Below are 19,613 nucleotides of genomic sequence, written 5' to 3' on the forward strand. Positions count from 1 at the left end.
ACCCGCGGTTTGTTGCTATAATTAAATCTGATTTTGGGCAAAACCGCCCCGGAAAGGCAGGTGCATGGCATATGATGAATATTTACATGACAGATGACCGGATACTGCATGAACTGGAAGAGTCCCAGCCGGGCGCGTGGATTATGCTGACGAATCCCACCGTGGAGGAACTGCAGACTGTCGCCATGAATTACGGGATCGATATTGCCGATGTGCGTGCCGCCCTGGATGACGAGGAGAGTTCCCGTATCGATCTGGAGGACGGATATACCCTGATCCTGGTGGATATTCCCACTGCGGAGATCCGCCACGAATCCCGCAGTTATACCACCATTCCTCTGGGCATCCTTCTGACCGGCAACAATATCATCACGGTATGCACCGAGGAGACCCCGATTCTGCAGCATTTTATCGAGCGGAGAGTCCGGGAATTTTCCACCAAGAAAAAGATGCGCTTTGTCTATCAGATCCTGTTCCGGACAGCAGCCTCCTACCAGAGCGCGCTGCGGATCATTGATAAGAAACGCACGGAGATCGAGGAAGACGTGGGACAGAAGACAGATGACAAGGATCTGATCGAACTGCACGAACTGGAGTCCACCCTGGTATACTTTGCCACATCCCTGCGGGCCAACGGTGTGGTGCTGGACCGCCTTTCCCGCTACAAGCGTCTGGAGCAGTTTCCGGAAGACATGGAACTGCTGGAAGATGTCATTGTGGAAAACAGGCAGGCGGTGGAGATGACCAGTATCTACCGGGATATTCTGAACGGAACCCGGGAACTGATGTCCTCCCTGATGGACAACCGGCTGAATAATGTCATGAAATATCTGACTTCCCTGACGATTGTGCTGGCCATCCCGACGATTATCTCCGGACTCTTCGGAATGAATGTGCCGATTCCCATGGAAAAGTCCGTATTCGGATTCCTGGCGATCTGTGTGGGAACCTTCGTGATCTGTATTGTGGTCATGGGTGTTCTGCGCAGAAAGCGGATGCTGTAGGGACGCTTCGGATCCGCTGCCCTGCGGAGCAGACGGCCGGCGGCAGGGACGATTACTCTCAATTCCCGGTGACAATAAGGGGATTCATGAAAAACCGCACTTAATTCACAAAAAATGACATTTTACAGAGAAACTGTTTGTGGAATAATATCTTACAGAAAGATACGATCACAGACGGTTTCTTTTTTGCTTTCCCGGATTCCGCCCGTGACAGGTTGCAGGTATTCCATCAGTGAAAAGGAGGGTTTTTCATGAAAACAATTTTCGCGGAAGCACAGGCAGACGGAACCGTCGCATTAAAAGAAAAAGAACTTCCGGATCCCGACAGAGGAGAGGTTTTATTAAAGGCAAAATACAGCGCAATGAGCCCGGGAACGGAATGCGGGCTGCTGCATAACGCGATTGTGCCTCTTCCCACCAGCATCGGCTATGCCATGGCGGCAGAAGTCATTGCGGTGGGAGAAGGCGTGGAAGAGCTGAAAGTCGGCGATCACGTGGTATCCACGGTAGAACACGCGCAGTATGTGATCACATCGGAATTAAACTGCACGCTCTGTCCGGAAGGCGTGGACCTGAAACAGGCCGCTTTCTGGAACCTGGGACACACAGGCATGTACGCGCTGCGCCGTTCCGGTCTGGAGATGGGCGAACCGGCAGTTGTGCTCGGACAGGGCTTCGTGGGAGCCATCACAGCCCAGTGTGCCCGCCTGGCAGGCGCATGCCCGGTAATTGTCACCGATCTGGATGATACCCGCCTGGCTGCGGCAAAGACCATGGGCGTGGATGTTGCCATCAATTCCAAAGAAGATCCGGATGGACTGGAAAAGGCAGTGGAAGCTTTGAACCGCGGCGGTGCACCGGTGATTTTTGAAGCCACCGGCGCGAGAGGACCGCTGATGCAGGCAGCAGAGCTGGTTTCCGAACGGGGCCGGATTGTCATGATCTCCCAGGTACACGGACAGGCGATGCCGCCCATTGATGATCCCATTATGCAGAAGGGCGCCAGCCTCATCGGAACTTATGTCAATTCCAAACCATACAAATTAAAACGGGCAGATCTGCTGATTGAGGGCGCATGGCCGCCGGTCATGGGCAAAAAGCTGAACCGCTATGTCAACGCGGACTGCTGGACTTCCGATGAAGATATTAAGGTATTTCTCAATATGATCAAATACGGCAAACTGGATATTACGCCGCTGATCAGCCATACCTTCAAGTATACAGAAATACCGGAAGCATATGCTAATCATGTATTCCCTGAGGTTGACCCGTCGGTAACCGGCGGACTGATCGACTGGGAAGATTAGAAGATACAATTCAGTAAGCAGCAGAACATACCCTTAACCTCTTGCTGCCATACCTCTTGAAAGGCGGAACTGCGTCCCTGTGCAGACAGCGGGCGCAGTCCCGCTTTTTTCGCTTTCTTGTGTCGGCCCACGGGTGGGGGGACCGCTGAAGCCATTGAAAACACTGGCTTTCGACAAAATATAAACAAAGTATGAAATTACGAAACAAACCATAAAAAACCATACTTTTTTCTAAAAAAGTTGCGTTGTATGGGCCTTTGCATTCTGCCATAATTCAAGTATCAAAACACAGAACGAACCGCACCGGATGCGGGGAGTATGAAAGGAGAGAGTGTTATGGCACAAGAAAATACACACAGCGGCAAATTCCTTGCCCGGGCGATCCTGATCTGTATTTTAGGCATTTTGTTTATGTTCTTTTATTCAGGGTTGCAGAATGATCAGATCAACATCATTCAGACCTTCAGCGGATGGACAAATGTCCAGACGCAGCTGCCGATGACGGTAGGCAACTTTGTCTGCATCATCCTCACATTTGTTTACGGTACGTTATTCATTAAGTTCGGCTTAAGAAAGACCATGATCCCGATTATGATTATCTGCGCGGTAGGATGCGTGGGAATCGCGGCAGCCAACGGCATTGCCCGGGGCTCCATGATCGGCAGCGGCCAGAATGTAAACGGCAACTACGGCCTGTTCTTTGTGGCACTGTTTGTTGTACGGTGCGCATGTATGATCCTCCAGATGGGTGGATTCATGCTGGTGGCAAACTGGTTCATCCGGTACCGCGGACAGATCATGGGTGTCATTACCATGGGATCTCCCCTGTTCTCCATCATCGGAACCGGCGTAATGACCACAGCGATCTCCAAACATTTTAACGGAGATTACCGGATGTTCTACGTGATCATCGCGATCCTGATCTGCATCATCGCCCTGATCCTGGGCGTAGGCCTGAAAGATACTCCTGAGGAATGCGGCCTCCATCCGGACGGCGCGGATCACGCACCGAAGTCCGAGGCGGAAGAGGAAACCAAACTGACCGTCAGAGACGTATTATCCTCCAAAATCGGCTGGCAGCTGATCATTTCCTTTGGCGCGTTCCAGTTTATCATCAATGCCTGCATGGGATCCATGGCAGCCCGCTACATGTCCCTGGGCGCCAGCGCCGGTGATCCTTCTGTATGGCTGACAGCGGTAAAATTCCTGTCCATCGGCGCGGCTCTTGGTATCCCGATGTCCTATGTATTCGGAATTCTGGATGACAAGATCGGTTCCATCAAAGCTTCCATCATCCTGGGCCTGACCGAACTGATTCCGGTCATCGGCCTGATGCTTCAGCCCCAGGGCGGCAACGTTCCGCTGATGCTGGTATGGGGAATCGGCGTAGCCTGCATGACCGGCGGTGTACCGACCATGCATCCCTGCATCACCGCATACTGCTACGGCCGTCGTGAATATCAGTCCGCCAACAGAATTATCATGGCGATCCAGCTGATTCCTTCAGCAGTAGCCGCTATGATGATGACCATGTTCATCCAGGCGGGCAAAGCGCAGATCGGTTATATCGTTCTCATCGTTATCATCATCATCGGCATCGTTACCATGATTACCATGAGAAATGTAAAAGACGCAAACGCTGCAGACCGTATGTACGCGAAAGAACAGAAATAACAGAAACAACAGAAACAATAGAACGCATGACTGCCGGGACTCCGGCGTCAGCAAGCAAGGAATGACTTCTGCCCAGGCAGGAGTCATTCTTAGATTAAAGGAAAACCTAGAATGTTTCTAGGGAATAGACTGCAGAGCTGCGGCCCGGAAAAGAGACGGGCCGTGGAAGTGCCCGGCTGCCGAAAACAGCGGCAGCCAGGGCGGAAAAAGGAGGTTTTACTATGGAATTACAGAAAATCAAGGGTGTGGCAAAAGAGCATCCGGCACGCAGAATCTGCAAGAATCTGGCAACAATGGCAGAGATTATCACCAATGTCAATGCGATTCTCAACCCTGACGGACCGACCATCAACTGGTTTGCGCCGGCAGAAGACGCGGTGGCGGCTGTGCATATCAAGGACGGGGTCTATGAGGAGTCCAGTTCCAATCCGGAAGTGGTGTATGGCGGGGAAGTCTCCGACCATCTGGTGAAAGACCTGAAAGTTGTGGCCTATGAAGGCACCCAGGGCGCGGTCTACGCAGAAGGCGCAGGCACAGATGTCACAGTAGATACCGCATATATCAGCCTGCAGGGAGACGGGGAAGGCATCGGCGGTCCCGCCAGCGGCGCCGCGGCAAAATACAACGCGAAGCTGACCATCCGCAACGCGGTGATTGATACCATGGGACGGACCCGCTACGCGACGGCTGCGGAAGAAGGATCCGTGCTGAAAGTCTATGATTCCGTGATCTGGTCCCATGGAATCCCCTATGGGGAAGGGATCGAACGCCCCACCGCGCTGATGTCCGCACCGCCGGCAGCCCTGGAGATGGACGGAAATACGAGAACACACTGTACCATGTCCAATTCCTCCAGTTATTTTTATAACACCAAGATTATCTGCGACGGCTGGGCCGCTCTCTCCACCGAGTCGTCGGAAGGCTATGTGTATCTGGAGGCCAATGACTGCGATATTATCTGTACGAAAAACGGATACGGCGCGTATGCGGACCCTGGCTGCCATGATTATTTCAACAACTGCCACTTTGACATGGCCCGCATGGCTGCGATCCTGGCAGGAAACAGTGATATGACTTTCACCGACTGTGACAGCGACTGCGGCACTTACTTCTGCCTGAGCCACTGCGTCAACGGCTGGCCGGAAGAAACGGCGGATCTGACCGTTACCGGCGGAACGATTCACACAAAGAAAGAGGCCGTGCTGGTAAAACAGCACAATATCGTCATTGACCTGGCAGACGTGGAGATGGAGTCCGACTGCGGAATCCTGGTGCATTCCATCTTAAATGACGATCCCTGCGCCACAAAGGCAGATGAACTCAGCTACGGAGTCAATGTGATTATGACAGACATGGATGTCAAAGGGGATCTGATCCATGACGATACCACCCGCCAGATGTGGATATCCCTGACCTCCACCCAGTTAGAAGGCGCCATACGGAATGCCAATCTGGTCATGGATGCCGGAAGCAAATGGACCGCTTCGGCAGATTCCAGTGTCACGATTATCGGCACACTGGATCCGGCCCAGATCGACGCGAAAGAAGGGGTAACCATTACAGCAGCGGGCGGAGAAACCGGAACCTATGAGCTGGCAAGCGGCGGAAAACTGATCGTTCAGGCATAAGGTGAAAGTATTTTAGAAAAAAAGGACATAATCTTCGGTTCTGCGCCGATGCGTTGAATTTGAAAAAATCGGAAGATATAATGAATACAGCATCGGATATCTGCCGGCGCGCCGGGTGTCCGGTACACCGGCAGAAAAGAAAGAGAGGATACAGATATGACTTCTAATATAACCAAAGTTCTGCACACGGGCATCAGTGTCCGGGATATGGATGAATCGGTTGCATGGTATGAGAAAAACCTGGGCTTTTCCCCTGTCAGTGATGATTACGCGCCGCCGCTGAGCGCGAGAATTGTGTTTCTCCGGCGGGATGACCTGGATTACGAGCTGGAATTATTCCAGTATGATGATCCGAAACCGATTCCCTCGGAGCGCCTGATTCCGAATTCGGATCTGCAGACGATCGGAACGAAACATGTGGCATTTCTGGTGGACAATATGGAAGAGTTGAAGAAGGGCTTCCTGGAAAACGGCGTGGAAATTGTCCATGAAGTACATATGGGGACAGACTCTGTCATGTTTATCCATGACTGCAACGGGGTCCTGATTGAGTTTATTCAGAAATAATATCCTGAAAGTCAGGAGAATGCGGCAGGCTGCCGGTTCGCAGGGGCGGACTGGCAGTCTGCTGTTTTTTATAGTAGAATAAAAGCGATTCCTTTTTCACTGAGTACCATCGTTCGGATGATTTTAGAAACAGAAATTATAAAGCATGAAAAACTATCTGAAAAAATATTTGCCGCTTTTTGGAATTATCCTGTCAGCTGGTTTCATTATTCTGGGAATCAGCTTTTATCGTGAAATAAAAACATACCAGACGGAATATGCGGAGTATTACAAAAAGAAGGCTGGAACTTTTCGGCTTTCTGACGATTACGATAGTAAGACCTCTTCTTTTTCAGAATTTTTAAATTCAGATCATGCACTCGAAACAGAAGAGGATGCCTACCGTATGATAAAAGATGGCACCATTGATTATTATGAAATTTATTCCAATCCACTTTATTTTGTCGGAAACTATTCGTCTGCTGTAAAGGATGACGTAGATCATCTCATGCTGAATGAGGAAAATTCCGGAGAAAAACTGACGGATTTTACAGGAATCGCATTAGATCAGAAATCGTATGCACAGTATGGCTTCGCACATCAGATTCGATCGGGCAAAGGGTTTGACGCGAACGATTTTGCGGTGACATCGAAGGCACGTATACCGGTGCTTCTTGGAAGCCAGCTGAAAGACAGTTTTCAGATCGGGCAGTCTTTTGCAGGAAAATTTGTTCTTGACAGGAATCTTACATTTTATGTGGCGGGATTTTTAAACAAGGGACGGGAAGTGATGGTAGATGACAGGAAAGTCTCATTGGACGATAAGATACTCCTGCCTTCCGTAAAGCCGGATGCGGGCGATACAGATGCGGAAAAAATCATTTTATATTCTATGAAACTGGAGGGAAATGTTGCGTACAGCACGAATGAAAACTATGTAGAAAGCGCGGGGTATATCCGTAAGATCCGCAAAAAGACAGGATATCGATACAGTAAAATAAAAACAGTTCAGGATATAGAAAAACCGCGGTTTTCATCGAAAAGGATTCCCGGCCTGTTCCTTGCGGCCGGTATTCCCATGTTGGTGCTTACATGGATCGGTTCTGTGCATTCGTTAAGAAAAGAAGAGGATCGTAGTTAAGGGAAACGTCTGAAGGGCGCAGAGGAAGAAGAACGTGTTAGAATTTTTTACCCGGGGAGCAGCATATCTGGGACGGGCAGCAATTGTCGGAACGATTGCCTTCCTGTTGATCTGGGGGCTGTTCTGGAGAAAAGAAAAATTAACCATCGGCTGGAATATGATTCGCTGGCTGTTTTGCATTTATTTTACAGCGATCCTGCTGATTACACGTGTAATCAGCAACTATGGATGGCATTTTTCGTTTGTAGTTTTCAATATTCGGCCGTTTCCGGACGGCTTTTCCGGTCAGGTACTTATGAATCTGCTGTTATTTCTTCCATTTGGAGCACTGCTTCCGTTTGTTTTTCGAAAAATGGCTTGGAATTATGGACGCGTGCTGTTTTCCGGATTTGCGGTTTCTGCAGCCATCGAGCTTATCCAGTTCTTTTTTGTCGGAAGATATGCGGATATTACGGATGTGATGATGAATACGGCTGGCACAGCAGCGGGGGCACTCGTTTATCGCTGGATATCCATACGGTTTTCTGCAGAAGAGCTTAAAAAAAAGAAAAAGCAGGTGCCTGCGCGTCTTTTTTTTGCATGGAATTCATCATCCTGCTGCTTGCCGTCCCCTATAAAGCGTTTCGCCTGTGTATGGGAGATGTGATGTTTGCCAGTGTTTTCGGGAGCAGTATGACCTGGTCAGGGAATTTTGGCGGTGCGCTTGATTACAGCGGCATACACATAACACTGATCCTTCTGATCTTTGCGCTGCTGTTTTGGGCAAAACTCTGCGAGAATACCTGGAAGAAATACATGAAACGATCCATTTTTCTTCCTGCAGGGGGTGGAGTCGGAATTTTAGGATGTATGCTGGTATTGCAGGCAATTCTGTGAGTTAAAGTGTTTAATTTTTTACTGGATAACTATGACTTACGATCATATAGAGATTTTGGTTGAGTGTGTTCAGAGCTAGAAAATTTGCTATTTAGAAATTCAGAAAAGTATGAAGCAGAAATTTCCAAAATGGAATCATCGATTGTTTAAAAGAAAATATCTGACCCTGGTGATCCTGGTGGCTTTCCTGGTGATCGCAGCCATCTTGGTCAGCATGGTAATTGACGGGATCAATGCGGTAAATGACAACCAGGTGCTGGCGGAGCACAACGGCGAAAAGACAGAGCTGCAGCTGAACTACGCCTATCAGAATCCCCAGTGGAATGCAGAAATCGAGGCAGTGATCGAAGCATTTGAAAAGAAATATCCGGATATCGAGATTTCTTATGAAATGAATTATGAGCATAAGACGTACGATGCGCTGCTGGCAAAGAAAATCGCGAGAAATGAGCTGGGCGATATTCTGCAGCTGAAAAATCCGCAGCCCTTTGCGGACAGCGGCCTGATTGCCGAACTGCCGGACGAACTGTCGAATCTCGTTACCTACAGCTATCAGAAAGAGGGAAAGACCTATGCCCTGGGCATGGTGGAAGCGACCTCCGGAATCGTGTATAACAAGGCGGTATTTCGGAAATACGGCCTGGAAGAGCCAAAGAATTATCAGGATTTTCTGAAGATCTGCAAGACGCTGAAAGCAAAAGGCATCACGCCGCTGGGAGTGGCCGGCGGAGATTTGTGGCATATGGAATACTGGGTGAATCATTTTTTCCGTACGGACATTCTGGCGGGAGACCGGAACTGGCTGAAAAAAGCGGAACAGGGGAAAAAATCCTGGAAAGATCCGGAAGTAACCGTCATGCTGAAGCATTTAAAACAGCTGTTTGCGGAGGGATATGTGAATAAAGACTGGCGGAGTACCCGGGATGTTTCGGTGAGTTATATGCTGATTCACCAGGATGTGGCCATGATTTACACCGGCCCCTGGACCATCGGCAGCATTCATGCCATTGACAAAGAGACGGAACTGGGGTGGTTTCAGGTACCGGCTAATAACGGGCAGGTATTTGCCGGGGACAATCGGGACACCTATCTGGCTGTAACGGATCAATGCGCGAAAAACAGCGAAAAATACGATGCCGCGATGAAATTTATCCGCTTTTTCTATCAGAAAGCCAATTATGCCAGACTCTGCCGGAATGTCAATGTTTTCCCGGTTACTGCCGATGGGGCAGCGGAGAAATCGAAGACAGCTGCGGATACCGGCAGCCTGCGGCAGCGGGTAAAGGACAGTTTTGACCAGGCGGATGCCAGAATAAGCGCTTATATCGGCGATGAACATACCCCGCAGAACTTTGAGGGCAGCTGTCTGGAGTCCATACAGGCCTATCTGCAGGGAAAACAGGACACGGAAGAGACCCAGAAGCAGCTGCAGCAGATCTGGAAGAAAGCGGTGCAGGCCGACAGTTCCAATGGGAGGTGAGCGTATGGCAGAGCGGAATCTTCCCTATCGAAACAGTTCCTTTATGAAGATGACCCGGGCCTTTGTGTTCATGGGCATGGTTCCGGTGCTTCTGGTGAGTATGCTGTATTTTGCCACATACAACAATCGGATCCGTACGCTGATGACCGGAAACTATCAGGAAATCAACCGGTATTTCGCGAAAAACGTGGACAGCATCTTTACGTCTGCAGATACTGCCCTGGCGGAACTGTATGACTATGAAACAGACAGCGGGATGTCTCTGGTGGAATGTCTGAAACAGACGGACCTGACAACCTATGAACAGACCATGATCGTTACGGACGCGCTGGAGAGCAGTATGGAACAGTGCCGGTATATTTCTTCCGAACGGCTGGCGGACAGTAAGGGACGCCGGTTCAGCCTGTATTATGACCAGACAAAAACCCTGCGGCAGGACAACCACTTCTTTACCAGGTCGCCTTTTGGCAGGAACGGCGGATACCGGGACCTGTATATTCTGCAGACTTCGCCGGAGAGCCAGATGACCGTGAATACGGATGACTTCGTCTTCGTACTGGTGCGGAACATTATGGATACCACACAGGTAAAGAAGGCGAAAGGTAAGGTGCTGGCCACGGTCTACGCGGATATCAATGTGAACGAGATCGAGTCGCTGATTGACAATATGGATATTGATACCACCACCGGCAGTTTTTATGTGGTGGATCCCGCCAGACAGACCTATCTGTACAGTTCGGAACAAGAGGATTATCACAACGCCAACAGCCTGTCCGGGGTCATGCATCAGTTCACCGGCGCGAAAGGAAATTTTGTCAGCCGCAGCTTTGTTTATTTTTATCAGAAGATCGGCGATACGGAAGAATATGCAGTAATGAAGATACCGAAAAAGACGGTGTTCGGGGATATCAGCAGAAACCGATCCATGATTATCCTCCTGATCTCTTTTACCTCCTTTATCCTTCTGATTCTGTATATGCGGTTCTCCAACCGGCAGACAGCGCCCATTGTCCGCCTGAAAGAAGCCATGGAAAAAGTGCAGAAAGGGGATCTGGATGTTCGGGTCGAGGCAAAGACCAGTGACGAGATGGAGTACATTACCAATGGATTCAACCGGATGGTGGAAGATCTCCAGACTTACATCAACCGGGTCTACAAAGAGCAGATCAACCGGAAAGACGCGGAGCTGAATGCCTTGAAGATGCAGATTCAGCCCCATTACCTGTACAATACGCTGGATGTGATCCGAATGACTGCCCTGGAGCATCAGGATCCTGTGACGGCGGAACTCCTGGAAAGCCTGGGGCATCAGCTGCGGTTTGTCATGGGAGAGCAGCAGGAACGGATTACCCTGCGGAAGGAGCTGGATATGCTGCGGGAGTACTTCACACTGATGAAAGTACGCTATCAGGGACGGATCGCCCTGCATATCCATATCAATAAAAAAGATGAGCAGCTTCTGATTCCCAAGATGATCCTGCAGCCGGTAGTGGAAAATGCGGTGAAACATGGAATGAAAGAGGATGTGAAACAGGAAGTTGTGGATGTCAATGTTGCACGGCGGGGAGAATCTGTTATTATAATTGTAATGGACAACGGTACCGGTATGACACAGGAGCAGGTGGACGAGATGATGGATCTCCTGCAGCACCCGGAAAAGAGGAAAGCCAGGGAGGCGGGCCATATCGGTATCGGTATGCAGAATGTATACGACCGGATTAAATTCAGCTGCGGCGAGTCCTATGGATTTACCATCAGCAGCGTGAAAGGTATCGGTACGTCAGTGACCTTTGTGCTTCCCGCAGAAGAACAGACGGAAGCGGAAGAAGTGACAGAACACACGGAGACAGACGATACCAAACGGTAAGATATAATCAGAAATCATACAAATCATACGCTGACATGCAGAAAGCAGCGTACAGAGCAGTCAAGGTGCACCGTTGAAGCGGGCAGAAGAAGATTACAGAAGAGCAGAGTATGCGGGGGCGACTGGACTATGATGAGAGTATTGCTTGCAGATGACGAATCTGTCATCGTAGAAGGGTTAAAACGACTGATTCACTGGGAAGATCTGGATGCGGAGATTATTGATACCGCCCATGACGGTGAAGAGCTGGAAGAGAAGATCCTGGCACGGAAGCCGGACCTTGTGGTAACGGATGTAAAGATGCCGAAGCGCAGCGGTCTGGATGTGATCCGGCAGGTACAGGGGAAGAGTGCCGCCAAATTTATCTTTATCAGCGGCTATCAGGAATTCAGCTACGCGCAGACCGCGCTGAAGTACGGAGCGGTGGACTACCTGCTGAAGCCGGTGCGCGCCAGAGAACTGGAGCAGGCAGTACGTAAAACCATCACCCAGATCGAAGATCAGAACACCGTGGAGATCTTCCGGGGCAGCAAGGATGAGATTCAGGAGCTGTTCCGCAATATGAACAGCGAGAACCGCTACGAAGGGGAGGAGCTGTATGAAGTATTTGCTTCTTCCGGCATTGATTTCACGGATAAGATAATCGTGGGGCTCTGCATCGGTCCGCAGCCGGATGTGGCGGCAGAGCGGATCCGGGATTCCTTCGAACATTACAATCTGCTGCGCTTCGCTATTTTCAACCGGTTAAGCGAGTATTTTTCGGAGCACCGCAACGGGTTTGTCGTAAAGCGGGATGACTATGCGCTGCATGTGCTGGGAGTATTTCCCAGAGAAGAGCAGGCTTGCTATTTTGATCAGTACATCCGCCCGGAGCTGGAAACGCTGGAAACAGAGTATCAGCTTCCGCTGACAGCGGGAATCGGCATCGAGTTCCAGGATCTGAGCCAGATGAAAAATTCCTACAAAACAGCCCAGTACTGTTTTGAACTGTTCTTCTTCCTGGAGCAGAAAGTCATCGATTTCCAGCATGTGAACAAAGTGTTTGTGGATTCGGAAAAAATTTATGACGACGCAGTGGCACAGCTGTTTCCCGCCATTGTGGCCAGGGACGGTTCCCTGGAGGAAAAAGTGGAAAAAGTCATGGATGTCATCGAAGACATGCATTTCGGCCATATGATGGCGGCCAAAAGCCGGGTTATGCTTTACACCGGGGATATCAGCTCCAAACTTACCGACCTTCATATGATCAACAACGACTTCTACGCGATGCAGGACGCACTGCAGAATCGTGTGGCAGAAGCATCTACCTTCCGGCAGCTGCGGGAGATTATGAAGGACTATTTCCGGAATCTGATGGAAGAAGTGGAAAAGAGCGGAAGAAACAGAGACAGTATCCTTATCGAAGATGTCAAAGAATACATTTCACTTCATTATATGGAAGACCTTTCCATCCGAAAACTGGCGGAAGTGGCCTGCGTCAGTCAGAATTACTTCAGCGCCATGTTTAAAAAGGAAACAGGGGAAAACTACAAAAGCTATCTGACCGGTGTCCGTATGGACGCAGCCATGAAGCTGCTGCAGGAAACCGACTGCAAGACCTATGAGATCAGCGAGCAGATCGGCTATAACAATGTGCGCCGGTTTGTGGATGCCTTTAAGCAGATCTATAAGGTCAGTCCGGCAGAATACCGCAAATTGTTAAAAACCGGACAGCCGGTTCCGGAGCACAGATAGCAGGAACTGTGACAGCCCCTGAAAATACAGCCGCTCTACGCGGCTGCTGACGCATTCGGCCCCCGTGCCCGACGTTCCACACGCCGGCACGGGGGCCGTAAGAAGTTCCGTATGTTCGGATTTCACGGATGCCGGCCGGAAATTCCGATGCCGGTATCTGTGGATGACCGGTGACGGGATCGGACAGAAATAACCGTCCGGGCAGGGATTTCGCTGCCGTCAGGCTTCCCAGCGTCCGGAGGCGCCGCAGGGCAGAACCAGGCCGCTGGCAGTGACCGGCAGACCGATCTCCCGGGCTGTCACATGTCCGCCCAGATCCTTCAGCTCGGTGGCGATCATGTAGGTCAGCACCGCCGGCTGCAGACCGGTGGTATAGGAATTGACCAGGAAGAAAAGGGGCGCATCGCTGAGGATCTTCCGGCACAGTTTGATCAGCGGGTGAATTTTTTCCTCGATTTTCCAGATCTCCCCTTTGGGACCCCGTCCGTAAGAAGGCGGATCCATGATGATGGCGTCATACTGTCTGCCCCGGCGGATTTCCCGTTCGACGAATTTGACACAGTCATCCACCAGCCAACGGATGGGCGCGTCCTTCAGGCCGGAAGAGGCCGCGTTTTCCTTTGCCCAGTTCACCATGCCCTTGGAAGCGTCCACATGGGTAACCGCGGCGCCTGCGGCAGCCGCCGCGATGGTGGCGCCTCCGGTATAGGCGAACAGGTTCAGGACACGAATCGGACGGTCCGGGCGGGCAGTGCGGGCATCCCGGATTTTTTGGCTGAACCAGTCCCAGTTGACGGCCTGTTCCGGAAACAGTCCCGTATGTTTAAAACTGAAGGGCTTTAAATGAAAGGTCAGATCACTGCCTGCCGCGGTATGGTATCCGATGGTCCATTCCTGCGGCAGGTCGGCGAATTCCCATTCGCCGCCGCCTTTTTTGCTGCGGTGGTAGTGTCCGTTCCACCGGGTCCATCCCCGGGCTTTCTTCGGGGTGTCCCAGATGACCTGGGGATCCGGCCGCACCAGGGTGTAGCTGCCCCAGCGTTCCAGTTTTTCTCCCTGGGAACAGTCAAGGACCTCATAGTCTTTCCAGTTGTCTGCAATCCACATATCAAATATCCTCCTGCGCTGGATTTGAATTCGTCAGTATCATAGCATTTTTTATCCGGGAAAGAAAGTGGAGGGGTGTGATTTCCGGCAGATCGGAGGCTGCCGGAACGAATTTAATGTTGTATGAAATAAAAAACATAAGAATCTAAAAACTACTTGCATTACATAAGAAAAACAAGTATACTGTGAATTGCTGTGGCATGATAGCTATGAAGCGCGAGGTTGCTGCCCGATTTGTGGCAGGTTTTCCGTGGAGCGAATGTCAAGTTAGGAAACTGACGACAAGTCACTGTACTGCAATTGATCTGCCGGAAGGCAGAGGCTTGTGTGTGCAAACGGGTTTGCGTCCGCAGGACACACACGGGATAGTGTACAGTCACCGCTTGTCGTACTACAAAAAGTGCGAAAAGGAGGCGACTTTTTTTATGGCAACTCAGAAAATGAGAATCATCCTCAAGGCGTATGATCACAACATGGTAGATGCATCCGCTAAGAAGATCATCGAAACTGTAAAGAAAAACGGAGCACAGGTGAAGGGACCGGTACCTCTTCCGACTAAGAAAGAGGTTGTAACCATTCTGCGTGCGGTTCACAAATACAAAGACTCCAGAGAGCAGTTCGAGCAGAGAACACACAAGAGACTGATCGACATTGTAGCACCTACACAGAAAACAGTAGATGCACTGTCCAGACTTGAGATGCCGGCAGGCGTAAACATCGACATCAAGATGAAATAATCGCCTGACAGATGAATTTGTTAATCCTGACGGTTTATATATAGAAGCAACACATTCTTTTGGAATCAACATATTCTATACGAGTTCATAGTGTTCCACTTATATATCCACTGTTCTAGGATGAATGCCGCAAGGTATTCCGCTGTAGAGAAAACAGGAGGTAAAAAGAATGAAGAAAGCTATTTTAGCAACAAAAGTCGGAATGACTCAAATCTTCAACGAAGACGGAACTTTAGTTCCGGTTACCGTACTGCAGGCAGGCCCTTGTGTCGTAACTCAGATCAAAACCGCTGAGAACGACGGCTACGAAGCAGTACAGGTTGGCTTTGCTGACAAGAAGGAAAAAGCTGTCAGCGTAGACGCAACAGGAAAGAAAGAAATCAGACACAGACATGGTGTGAACAAAGCGCAGAAAGGTCACTTTGACAAGGCAGGCGTTTCCGGCAAGAGATTTGTCCGCGAATTCAAATTCGAGAACGCAGCAGACTACAGCCTGGCAGACGAGATCAAAGCAGACATTTTCGAGGCCGGCGACAAAGTTGACGCAACTGCAGTCTCAAAAGGAAAAGGATTCCAGGGCGCCATCAAGAAAAACGGCCAGCACAGAGGTCCTATGGCTCACGGCTCCAAATTCCACCGTCATCAGGGTTCCAATGGTGCCTGCTCCAGCCCGAGCAAGGTATTCAAAGGAAAAGGAATGCCTGGACATATGGGATGCAAGAAAATCACAGTTCAGAACCTGGAAGTTGTACGCGTAGATGCAGACAACAACCTGCTGCTGATCAAAGGTTCTGTACCGGGACCGAAGAAATCTCTGGTAACCATCAGAGAAACTGTAAAAGCACAGTAATCTGAAGAGAAGGAGGACACACAGATGGCTAACGTATCTGTTTACAATATGGCCGGCGAAGAAGTTGGAACGCTGGACCTGAATGATGCCGTGTTCGGTGTAGAGCCGAATGAGCATTTAGTACACGCAGCTGTGACTGCACAGCTGGCAAACAAACGCCAGGGTACTCAGAAGGCAAAGACACGTTCTGAAGTACGCGGAGGCGGAAGAAAGCCCTGGAGACAGAAGGGAACCGGTCACGCAAGACAGGGTTCAACCAGATCCCCGCAGTGGACAGGCGGCGGAGTTGTATTCGCTCCGGTACCGAGAAGCTACGATCTGAAAGTAAACAAAAAAGAGAAGAGAGCTGCATTAAAATCAGTTCTTTCATCCAAGGTCGCTGATTCCAAGTTCATCGTTCTGGACGACCTGAAACTGGACGCAATCAAGACAAAGGATTTCGTAAATGTATTAAACAACCTGAAAGTTTCGGACGCATTAGTAATCCTGAACGGCATGGATGAAAATGTAATCCGTTCCGCAGCAAATGTAGCAGATGTTCAGACTACTCAGATCAACAACATGAACGTATTCGACGTTCTGAAACATGACACAGTAGTTACTACAAAAGCTGCTGTAGCATCTATCGAGGAGGTATACGCATAATGGCAAACGTACAGTACTATGATGTAATCCTCAAACCGGTTGTTACCGAGAAAAGCATGAACCTGATGGGAGAGAAGAAATACACTTTCCTGGTTCATCCGGAAGCAAACAAAACCATGATCAAAGAAGCTGTTGAGAAAATGTTCGACGGAGTGAAAGTCGCAGAAGTCAGAACCATGAACCAGCTCGGCAAGAGCAAGAGACGCAACACCAGCAGAGGCGTTGTATCCGGCAAGACGGCTGCCACCAAGAAAGCAATCGTCACACTTACCGAGGACAGCAAGGACATCGAGATTTTCGCAGGCCTGTAAGCCGAAAATCCACCGATTATGTGCAGAGAAGCACGAGAGCAAACTCACGCAATTGAAAGGAGACTATTATGGGAATCAAAACATATAACCCATATACACCTTCCAGAAGAAATATGACAGGCTCTGATTTCTCAGAGATCACCAAAAAGACTCCGGAGAAATCCCTGTTAACATCTGTTAAGAAAAACGCTGGAAGAAACAACCAGGGAAAAATCACCGTTCGTCACAGAGGCGGCGGCGTCAAGAGAAAATACAGAATCATCGATTTCAAACGTAACAGCAAGGATGGCATTCCCGCAAAAGTAATCGGAATCGAATACGATCCGAACCGTACCGCAAATATCGCCCTGATCTGCTACACGGACGGTGTGAAAGCTTACATCCTCGCTCCTGCAGGCCTGAAAGACGGCATGGAAGTTATGAGCGGCCCGGAAGCTGAAGTACGTGTAGGCAACTGCCTGCCGTTAGCAAACATTCCGGTTGGTACACAGGTACACAACATTGAGCTTCACGCAGGCAAAGGCGGTCAGATGGTTCGTTCCGCAGGCATGGCAGCTCAGCTGATGGCAAAAGAAGGCAAATACGCAACACTGCGTCTTCCGTCCGGCGAGATGAGAATGGTGCCGATCAACTGCCGCGCAACCGTAGGTGTTGTGGGCAACGGCGATCACAGCCTGGTAAACATCGGTAAAGCCGGCCGCAAACGTCACATGGGAATCCGCCCGACAGTCCGCGGTTCTGTTATGAACCCGAATGACCATCCGCATGGCGGCGGCGAAGGAAAGACCGGTATCGGCCGTCCGGGTCCGTGCACACCATGGGGTAAACCTGCTCTTGGTCTGAAGACAAGACCTAAGAAGAAAGCATCTAACAAACTGATTGTAAGAAGAAGAGATGGTAGAGCTATCAAATAGGAGGTAAGACAATGGGTCGTTCATTAAAAAAAGGACCATTCGCGGACGAGAGCTTATTAAAGAAGATCAACGCGATGAACGAAGCTGGTGACAAACAGGTAATCAAGACCTGGTCCCGCCGTTCCATGATCTTCCCGTCAATGGTTGGACATACAATTGCCGTACATGACGGAAGAAAACATGTACCGGTATACGTAACAGAAGATATGGTTGGCCATAAACTCGGCGAGTTCGTAGCAACCAGAACTTATCGGGGCCACGGCAAAGACGAAAAGAAGAGTGGCGTAAGATAACAGCCTAAAGGAGGTTATGATCATGGCAAAGGGACATAGATCTCAGGTCAAAAGAGAGAGAAATTCAAATAAAGACACCAGACCTTCAGCTAAATTATCTTATGCTAGAATGTCTGTTCAGAAAGCATGCTTCGTATTAGACGCGATTCGCGGCAAAGATGTCAATACAGCACTGGCAATCGTTACCTACAATCCAAGATATGCTTCCAGCATTATCAAGAAGCTGTTGGAATCTGCAATCGCTAACGCAGAAAACAACAACGGTTTAAACAGAGACGACCTCTACGTGGAAGAGTGCTTTGCAAACAAAGGACCTACAATGAAGAGAATTCGTCCGAGAGCACAGGGTAGAGCTTACAGAATCGAAAAGAGAATGAGCCACATCACTGTTGTGCTGAACGAAAGATAGGAGGAAAGCATGGGACAGAAAGTAAATCCACACGGATTAAGGGTCGGAGTTATCAAAGACTGGAGTTCCAGATGGTACGCAGAGGATAACTTCGCAGATAACCTGGTTGAAGATTACAACATCAGAAAATTCCTGAAAAAGAAATTATATACCGCTGGTATTTCTACAATCGATATTGAGCGTACGGCTGACCGTGTCAAAGTTACCGTATACACCGCAAAACCCGGTGTAGTGATCGGCAAGGGCGGCGCTGAGATCGAGAAAGTCAAGAAAGAGCTTCAGAAATATACATCCAAGAAGCTGATCGTTGACATCAAAGAAGTAAAAAGACCGGAGAAAGACGCACAGCTTGTTGCAGAAAACATTGCAACCCAGCTTGAGAATCGTGTATCTTTCCGCCGCGCAATGAAATCCTGCATGGGCCGCTGCATGAAGGCAGGCGCTCTTGGCATCAAGACTTCCGTTTCCGGACGTCTGGGCGGAGCAGATATGGCTCGTACAGAGTTCTACAACGAAGGAACAATTCCACTTCAGACCTTAAGAGCTGATATTGACTATGGTTTCGCTGAGGCAGACACTACTTACGGCAAAGTCGGAGTAAAGGTGTGGATCTACAAGGGCGAAGTCCTTCCTAAGAAATCAGCAGAAGGGAGCGCGAAATAATGTTAATGCCAAAGAGAGTAAAACATCGTAAACAGTTCCGTGGTTCTATGTCTGGTAAACCGACCAGAGGAACAAAGATCACTTATGGTGAATATGGTATCATCGCAACAGAGCCTTGCTGGATCCGTTCCAATCAGATCGAGGCAGCCCGTATCGCCATGACCCGTTACGTAAAACGTGGCGGTCAGGTATGGATTAAGATTTTCCCGGACAAACCGGTTACAGCAAAACCTGCCGAGACTCGAATGGGTTCCGGAAAAGGTGCTCTGGAGTACTGGGTAGCTGTTGTTAAACCTGGCCGTGTAATGTTTGAAATTGCCGGCGTGCCGGAAGATGTAGCCAAAGAAGCGCTTCGTCTTGCAGCTCATAAGCTGCCATGCAAATGCAAGATCGTTTCACGTGCAGACTTAGAAGGCGGTGAATAAAT

At 49.6% G+C, this 19,613-nt stretch carries 20 protein-coding genes; 19 read left to right on the top strand and 1 reads right to left on the bottom strand.

Translation table 11 applies throughout. From position 1 onward, the window contains the following. Window positions 1–71 precede the first annotated feature (71 nt). The 10 genes from CXIVA_RS08985 (at window position 72) to CXIVA_RS09035 (ending at window position 13,257) form a co-directional block, all read left to right on the top strand. Window positions 72–1,004 carry a magnesium transporter CorA family protein gene (locus CXIVA_RS08985; protein WP_013977706.1) on the top strand — a complete coding sequence of 311 codons (933 nt, stop codon included), beginning with the start codon at window positions 72–74 and terminating at the stop codon, window positions 1,002–1,004. A 251-nt stretch (window positions 1,005–1,255) separates the two neighbouring features. Beyond that, on the top strand, window positions 1,256–2,311 hold the full coding sequence (locus CXIVA_RS08990) for a zinc-binding alcohol dehydrogenase (RefSeq protein ID WP_013977707.1): 1,056 nt from the start codon (window positions 1,256–1,258) through the stop codon (window positions 2,309–2,311). Window positions 2,312–2,647: 336 nt separating this feature from the next. Continuing rightward, entirely contained in the window at window positions 2,648–3,985 is a 1,338-nt protein-coding gene (locus CXIVA_RS08995; RefSeq protein WP_013977708.1) for an MFS transporter, read from the top strand. A gap of 221 nt (window positions 3,986–4,206) precedes the next feature. Continuing rightward, entirely contained in the window at window positions 4,207–5,613 is a 1,407-nt protein-coding gene (locus CXIVA_RS09000) for a hypothetical protein (RefSeq protein WP_013977709.1), read from the top strand. A 156-nt stretch (window positions 5,614–5,769) separates the two neighbouring features. Next, window positions 5,770–6,180, top strand: a complete 411-nt coding sequence (locus CXIVA_RS09005; protein WP_013977710.1) for a VOC family protein — start codon at window positions 5,770–5,772, stop codon at window positions 6,178–6,180. A 385-nt stretch (window positions 6,181–6,565) separates the two neighbouring features. Continuing rightward, window positions 6,566–7,300: a hypothetical protein gene (locus CXIVA_RS09010; RefSeq protein ID WP_013977711.1), complete on the top strand. Its 735-nt coding sequence runs from the start codon at window positions 6,566–6,568 to the stop codon at window positions 7,298–7,300. A 106-nt stretch (window positions 7,301–7,406) separates the two neighbouring features. Continuing rightward, window positions 7,407–7,946, top strand: coding sequence for a VanZ family protein (locus CXIVA_RS13490; RefSeq protein ID WP_148267809.1), 540 nt, complete (start codon window positions 7,407–7,409; stop codon window positions 7,944–7,946). 372 nt (window positions 7,947–8,318) lie between these two features. After that, a complete protein-coding gene (locus CXIVA_RS09025) occupies window positions 8,319–9,656 on the top strand; it encodes an extracellular solute-binding protein (RefSeq protein WP_013977713.1) in 1,338 nt (445 codons plus the stop codon). 4 nt (window positions 9,657–9,660) lie between these two features. Beyond that, window positions 9,661–11,523, top strand: a complete 1,863-nt coding sequence (locus CXIVA_RS13495; RefSeq protein ID WP_013977714.1) for a sensor histidine kinase — start codon at window positions 9,661–9,663, stop codon at window positions 11,521–11,523. Between the two features lie 129 nt (window positions 11,524–11,652). Beyond that, entirely contained in the window at window positions 11,653–13,257 is a 1,605-nt protein-coding gene (locus tag CXIVA_RS09035) for a response regulator (RefSeq protein WP_013977715.1), read from the top strand. A 219-nt stretch (window positions 13,258–13,476) separates the two neighbouring features. On the opposite strand, the gene CXIVA_RS09040 is transcribed toward CXIVA_RS09035, so the two are convergent. Then, window positions 13,477–14,364, bottom strand: a complete 888-nt coding sequence (locus tag CXIVA_RS09040) for a class I SAM-dependent methyltransferase (RefSeq protein ID WP_013977716.1) — start codon at window positions 14,362–14,364, stop codon at window positions 13,477–13,479. A gap of 425 nt (window positions 14,365–14,789) precedes the next feature. On the opposite strand from CXIVA_RS09040, the gene rpsJ reads away from it, so the two are divergent. The 9 genes from rpsJ (at window position 14,790) to rplP (ending at window position 19,611) form a co-directional block, all read left to right on the top strand. Next, window positions 14,790–15,101 carry a 30S ribosomal protein S10 gene (gene rpsJ / locus CXIVA_RS09045; RefSeq protein WP_013977717.1) on the top strand — a complete coding sequence of 104 codons (312 nt, stop codon included), beginning with the start codon at window positions 14,790–14,792 and terminating at the stop codon, window positions 15,099–15,101. Between the two features lie 169 nt (window positions 15,102–15,270). Next, window positions 15,271–15,951 (top strand): 50S ribosomal protein L3, encoded by a 681-nt coding sequence (rplC, locus tag CXIVA_RS09050; protein WP_013977718.1) that lies wholly within the window; start codon window positions 15,271–15,273, stop codon window positions 15,949–15,951. Between the two features lie 24 nt (window positions 15,952–15,975). Further along, entirely contained in the window at window positions 15,976–16,596 is a 621-nt protein-coding gene (rplD, locus tag CXIVA_RS09055; protein ID WP_013977719.1) for a 50S ribosomal protein L4, read from the top strand. Then, a complete protein-coding gene (gene rplW / locus CXIVA_RS09060; RefSeq protein ID WP_013977720.1) occupies window positions 16,596–16,907 on the top strand; it encodes a 50S ribosomal protein L23 in 312 nt (103 codons plus the stop codon). The genes rplD and rplW overlap by 1 nt, the downstream gene beginning before the upstream one ends. A 68-nt stretch (window positions 16,908–16,975) precedes the next feature. Beyond that, complete coding sequence (rplB, locus tag CXIVA_RS09065; RefSeq protein ID WP_013977721.1) at window positions 16,976–17,821, top strand: 50S ribosomal protein L2; 846 nt, start codon at window positions 16,976–16,978, stop codon at window positions 17,819–17,821. Window positions 17,822–17,832: 11 nt separating this feature from the next. Continuing rightward, window positions 17,833–18,114 (top strand): 30S ribosomal protein S19, encoded by a 282-nt coding sequence (gene rpsS, locus CXIVA_RS09070; protein ID WP_013977722.1) that lies wholly within the window; start codon window positions 17,833–17,835, stop codon window positions 18,112–18,114. 22 nt (window positions 18,115–18,136) lie between these two features. Then, window positions 18,137–18,523, top strand: coding sequence for a 50S ribosomal protein L22 (rplV, locus tag CXIVA_RS09075; RefSeq protein ID WP_013977723.1), 387 nt, complete (start codon window positions 18,137–18,139; stop codon window positions 18,521–18,523). Window positions 18,524–18,532: 9 nt separating this feature from the next. Next, the gene (gene rpsC, locus CXIVA_RS09080) at window positions 18,533–19,186 is read left to right on the top strand and encodes a 30S ribosomal protein S3 (protein ID WP_013977724.1); all 654 of its coding nucleotides are present in this window, start codon (window positions 18,533–18,535) and stop codon (window positions 19,184–19,186) included. Then, window positions 19,186–19,611 (top strand): 50S ribosomal protein L16, encoded by a 426-nt coding sequence (gene rplP / locus CXIVA_RS09085; RefSeq protein WP_013977725.1) that lies wholly within the window; start codon window positions 19,186–19,188, stop codon window positions 19,609–19,611. Before rpsC ends, rplP begins: the two co-directional genes overlap by 1 nt. Window positions 19,612–19,613: the final 2 nt, after the last annotated feature.

Origin of the sequence: Clostridium sp. SY8519 (genome assembly GCF_000270305.1) — a bacterium.
Taxonomy (GTDB): domain Bacteria; phylum Bacillota; class Clostridia; order Lachnospirales; family Lachnospiraceae; genus SY8519.

Bases quoted from the DNA above. Each gene is read 5' to 3' on its own strand.
- rpsS (WP_013977722.1), top strand. From the start codon at position 17,833: ATGGGTCGTTCATTAAAAAAAGGACCATTCGCGGACGAGAGCTTATTA.
- CXIVA_RS09005 (WP_013977710.1), top strand. From the start codon at position 5,770: ATGACTTCTAATATAACCAAAGTTCTGCACACGGGCATCAGTGTCCGG.
- CXIVA_RS09010 (WP_013977711.1), top strand. From the start codon at position 6,566: ATGATAAAAGATGGCACCATTGATTATTATGAAATTTATTCCAATCCA.
- rplC (WP_013977718.1), top strand. From the start codon at position 15,271: ATGAAGAAAGCTATTTTAGCAACAAAAGTCGGAATGACTCAAATCTTC.
- CXIVA_RS08995 (WP_013977708.1), top strand. From the start codon at position 2,648: ATGGCACAAGAAAATACACACAGCGGCAAATTCCTTGCCCGGGCGATC.
- CXIVA_RS08985 (WP_013977706.1), top strand. From the start codon at position 72: ATGATGAATATTTACATGACAGATGACCGGATACTGCATGAACTGGAA.
- rpsJ (WP_013977717.1), top strand. From the start codon at position 14,790: ATGGCAACTCAGAAAATGAGAATCATCCTCAAGGCGTATGATCACAAC.
- CXIVA_RS08990 (WP_013977707.1), top strand. From the start codon at position 1,256: ATGAAAACAATTTTCGCGGAAGCACAGGCAGACGGAACCGTCGCATTA.
- CXIVA_RS09035 (WP_013977715.1), top strand. From the start codon at position 11,653: ATGATGAGAGTATTGCTTGCAGATGACGAATCTGTCATCGTAGAAGGG.
- rpsC (WP_013977724.1), top strand. From the start codon at position 18,533: ATGGGACAGAAAGTAAATCCACACGGATTAAGGGTCGGAGTTATCAAA.
- rplP (WP_013977725.1), top strand. From the start codon at position 19,186: ATGTTAATGCCAAAGAGAGTAAAACATCGTAAACAGTTCCGTGGTTCT.
- rplW (WP_013977720.1), top strand. From the start codon at position 16,596: ATGGCAAACGTACAGTACTATGATGTAATCCTCAAACCGGTTGTTACC.
- CXIVA_RS09000 (WP_013977709.1), top strand. From the start codon at position 4,207: ATGGAATTACAGAAAATCAAGGGTGTGGCAAAAGAGCATCCGGCACGC.
- CXIVA_RS09040 (WP_013977716.1), bottom strand. From the start codon at position 14,364: ATGTGGATTGCAGACAACTGGAAAGACTATGAGGTCCTTGACTGTTCC.
- CXIVA_RS13495 (WP_013977714.1), top strand. From the start codon at position 9,661: ATGGCAGAGCGGAATCTTCCCTATCGAAACAGTTCCTTTATGAAGATG.
- rplD (WP_013977719.1), top strand. From the start codon at position 15,976: ATGGCTAACGTATCTGTTTACAATATGGCCGGCGAAGAAGTTGGAACG.
- rplV (WP_013977723.1), top strand. From the start codon at position 18,137: ATGGCAAAGGGACATAGATCTCAGGTCAAAAGAGAGAGAAATTCAAAT.
- rplB (WP_013977721.1), top strand. From the start codon at position 16,976: ATGGGAATCAAAACATATAACCCATATACACCTTCCAGAAGAAATATG.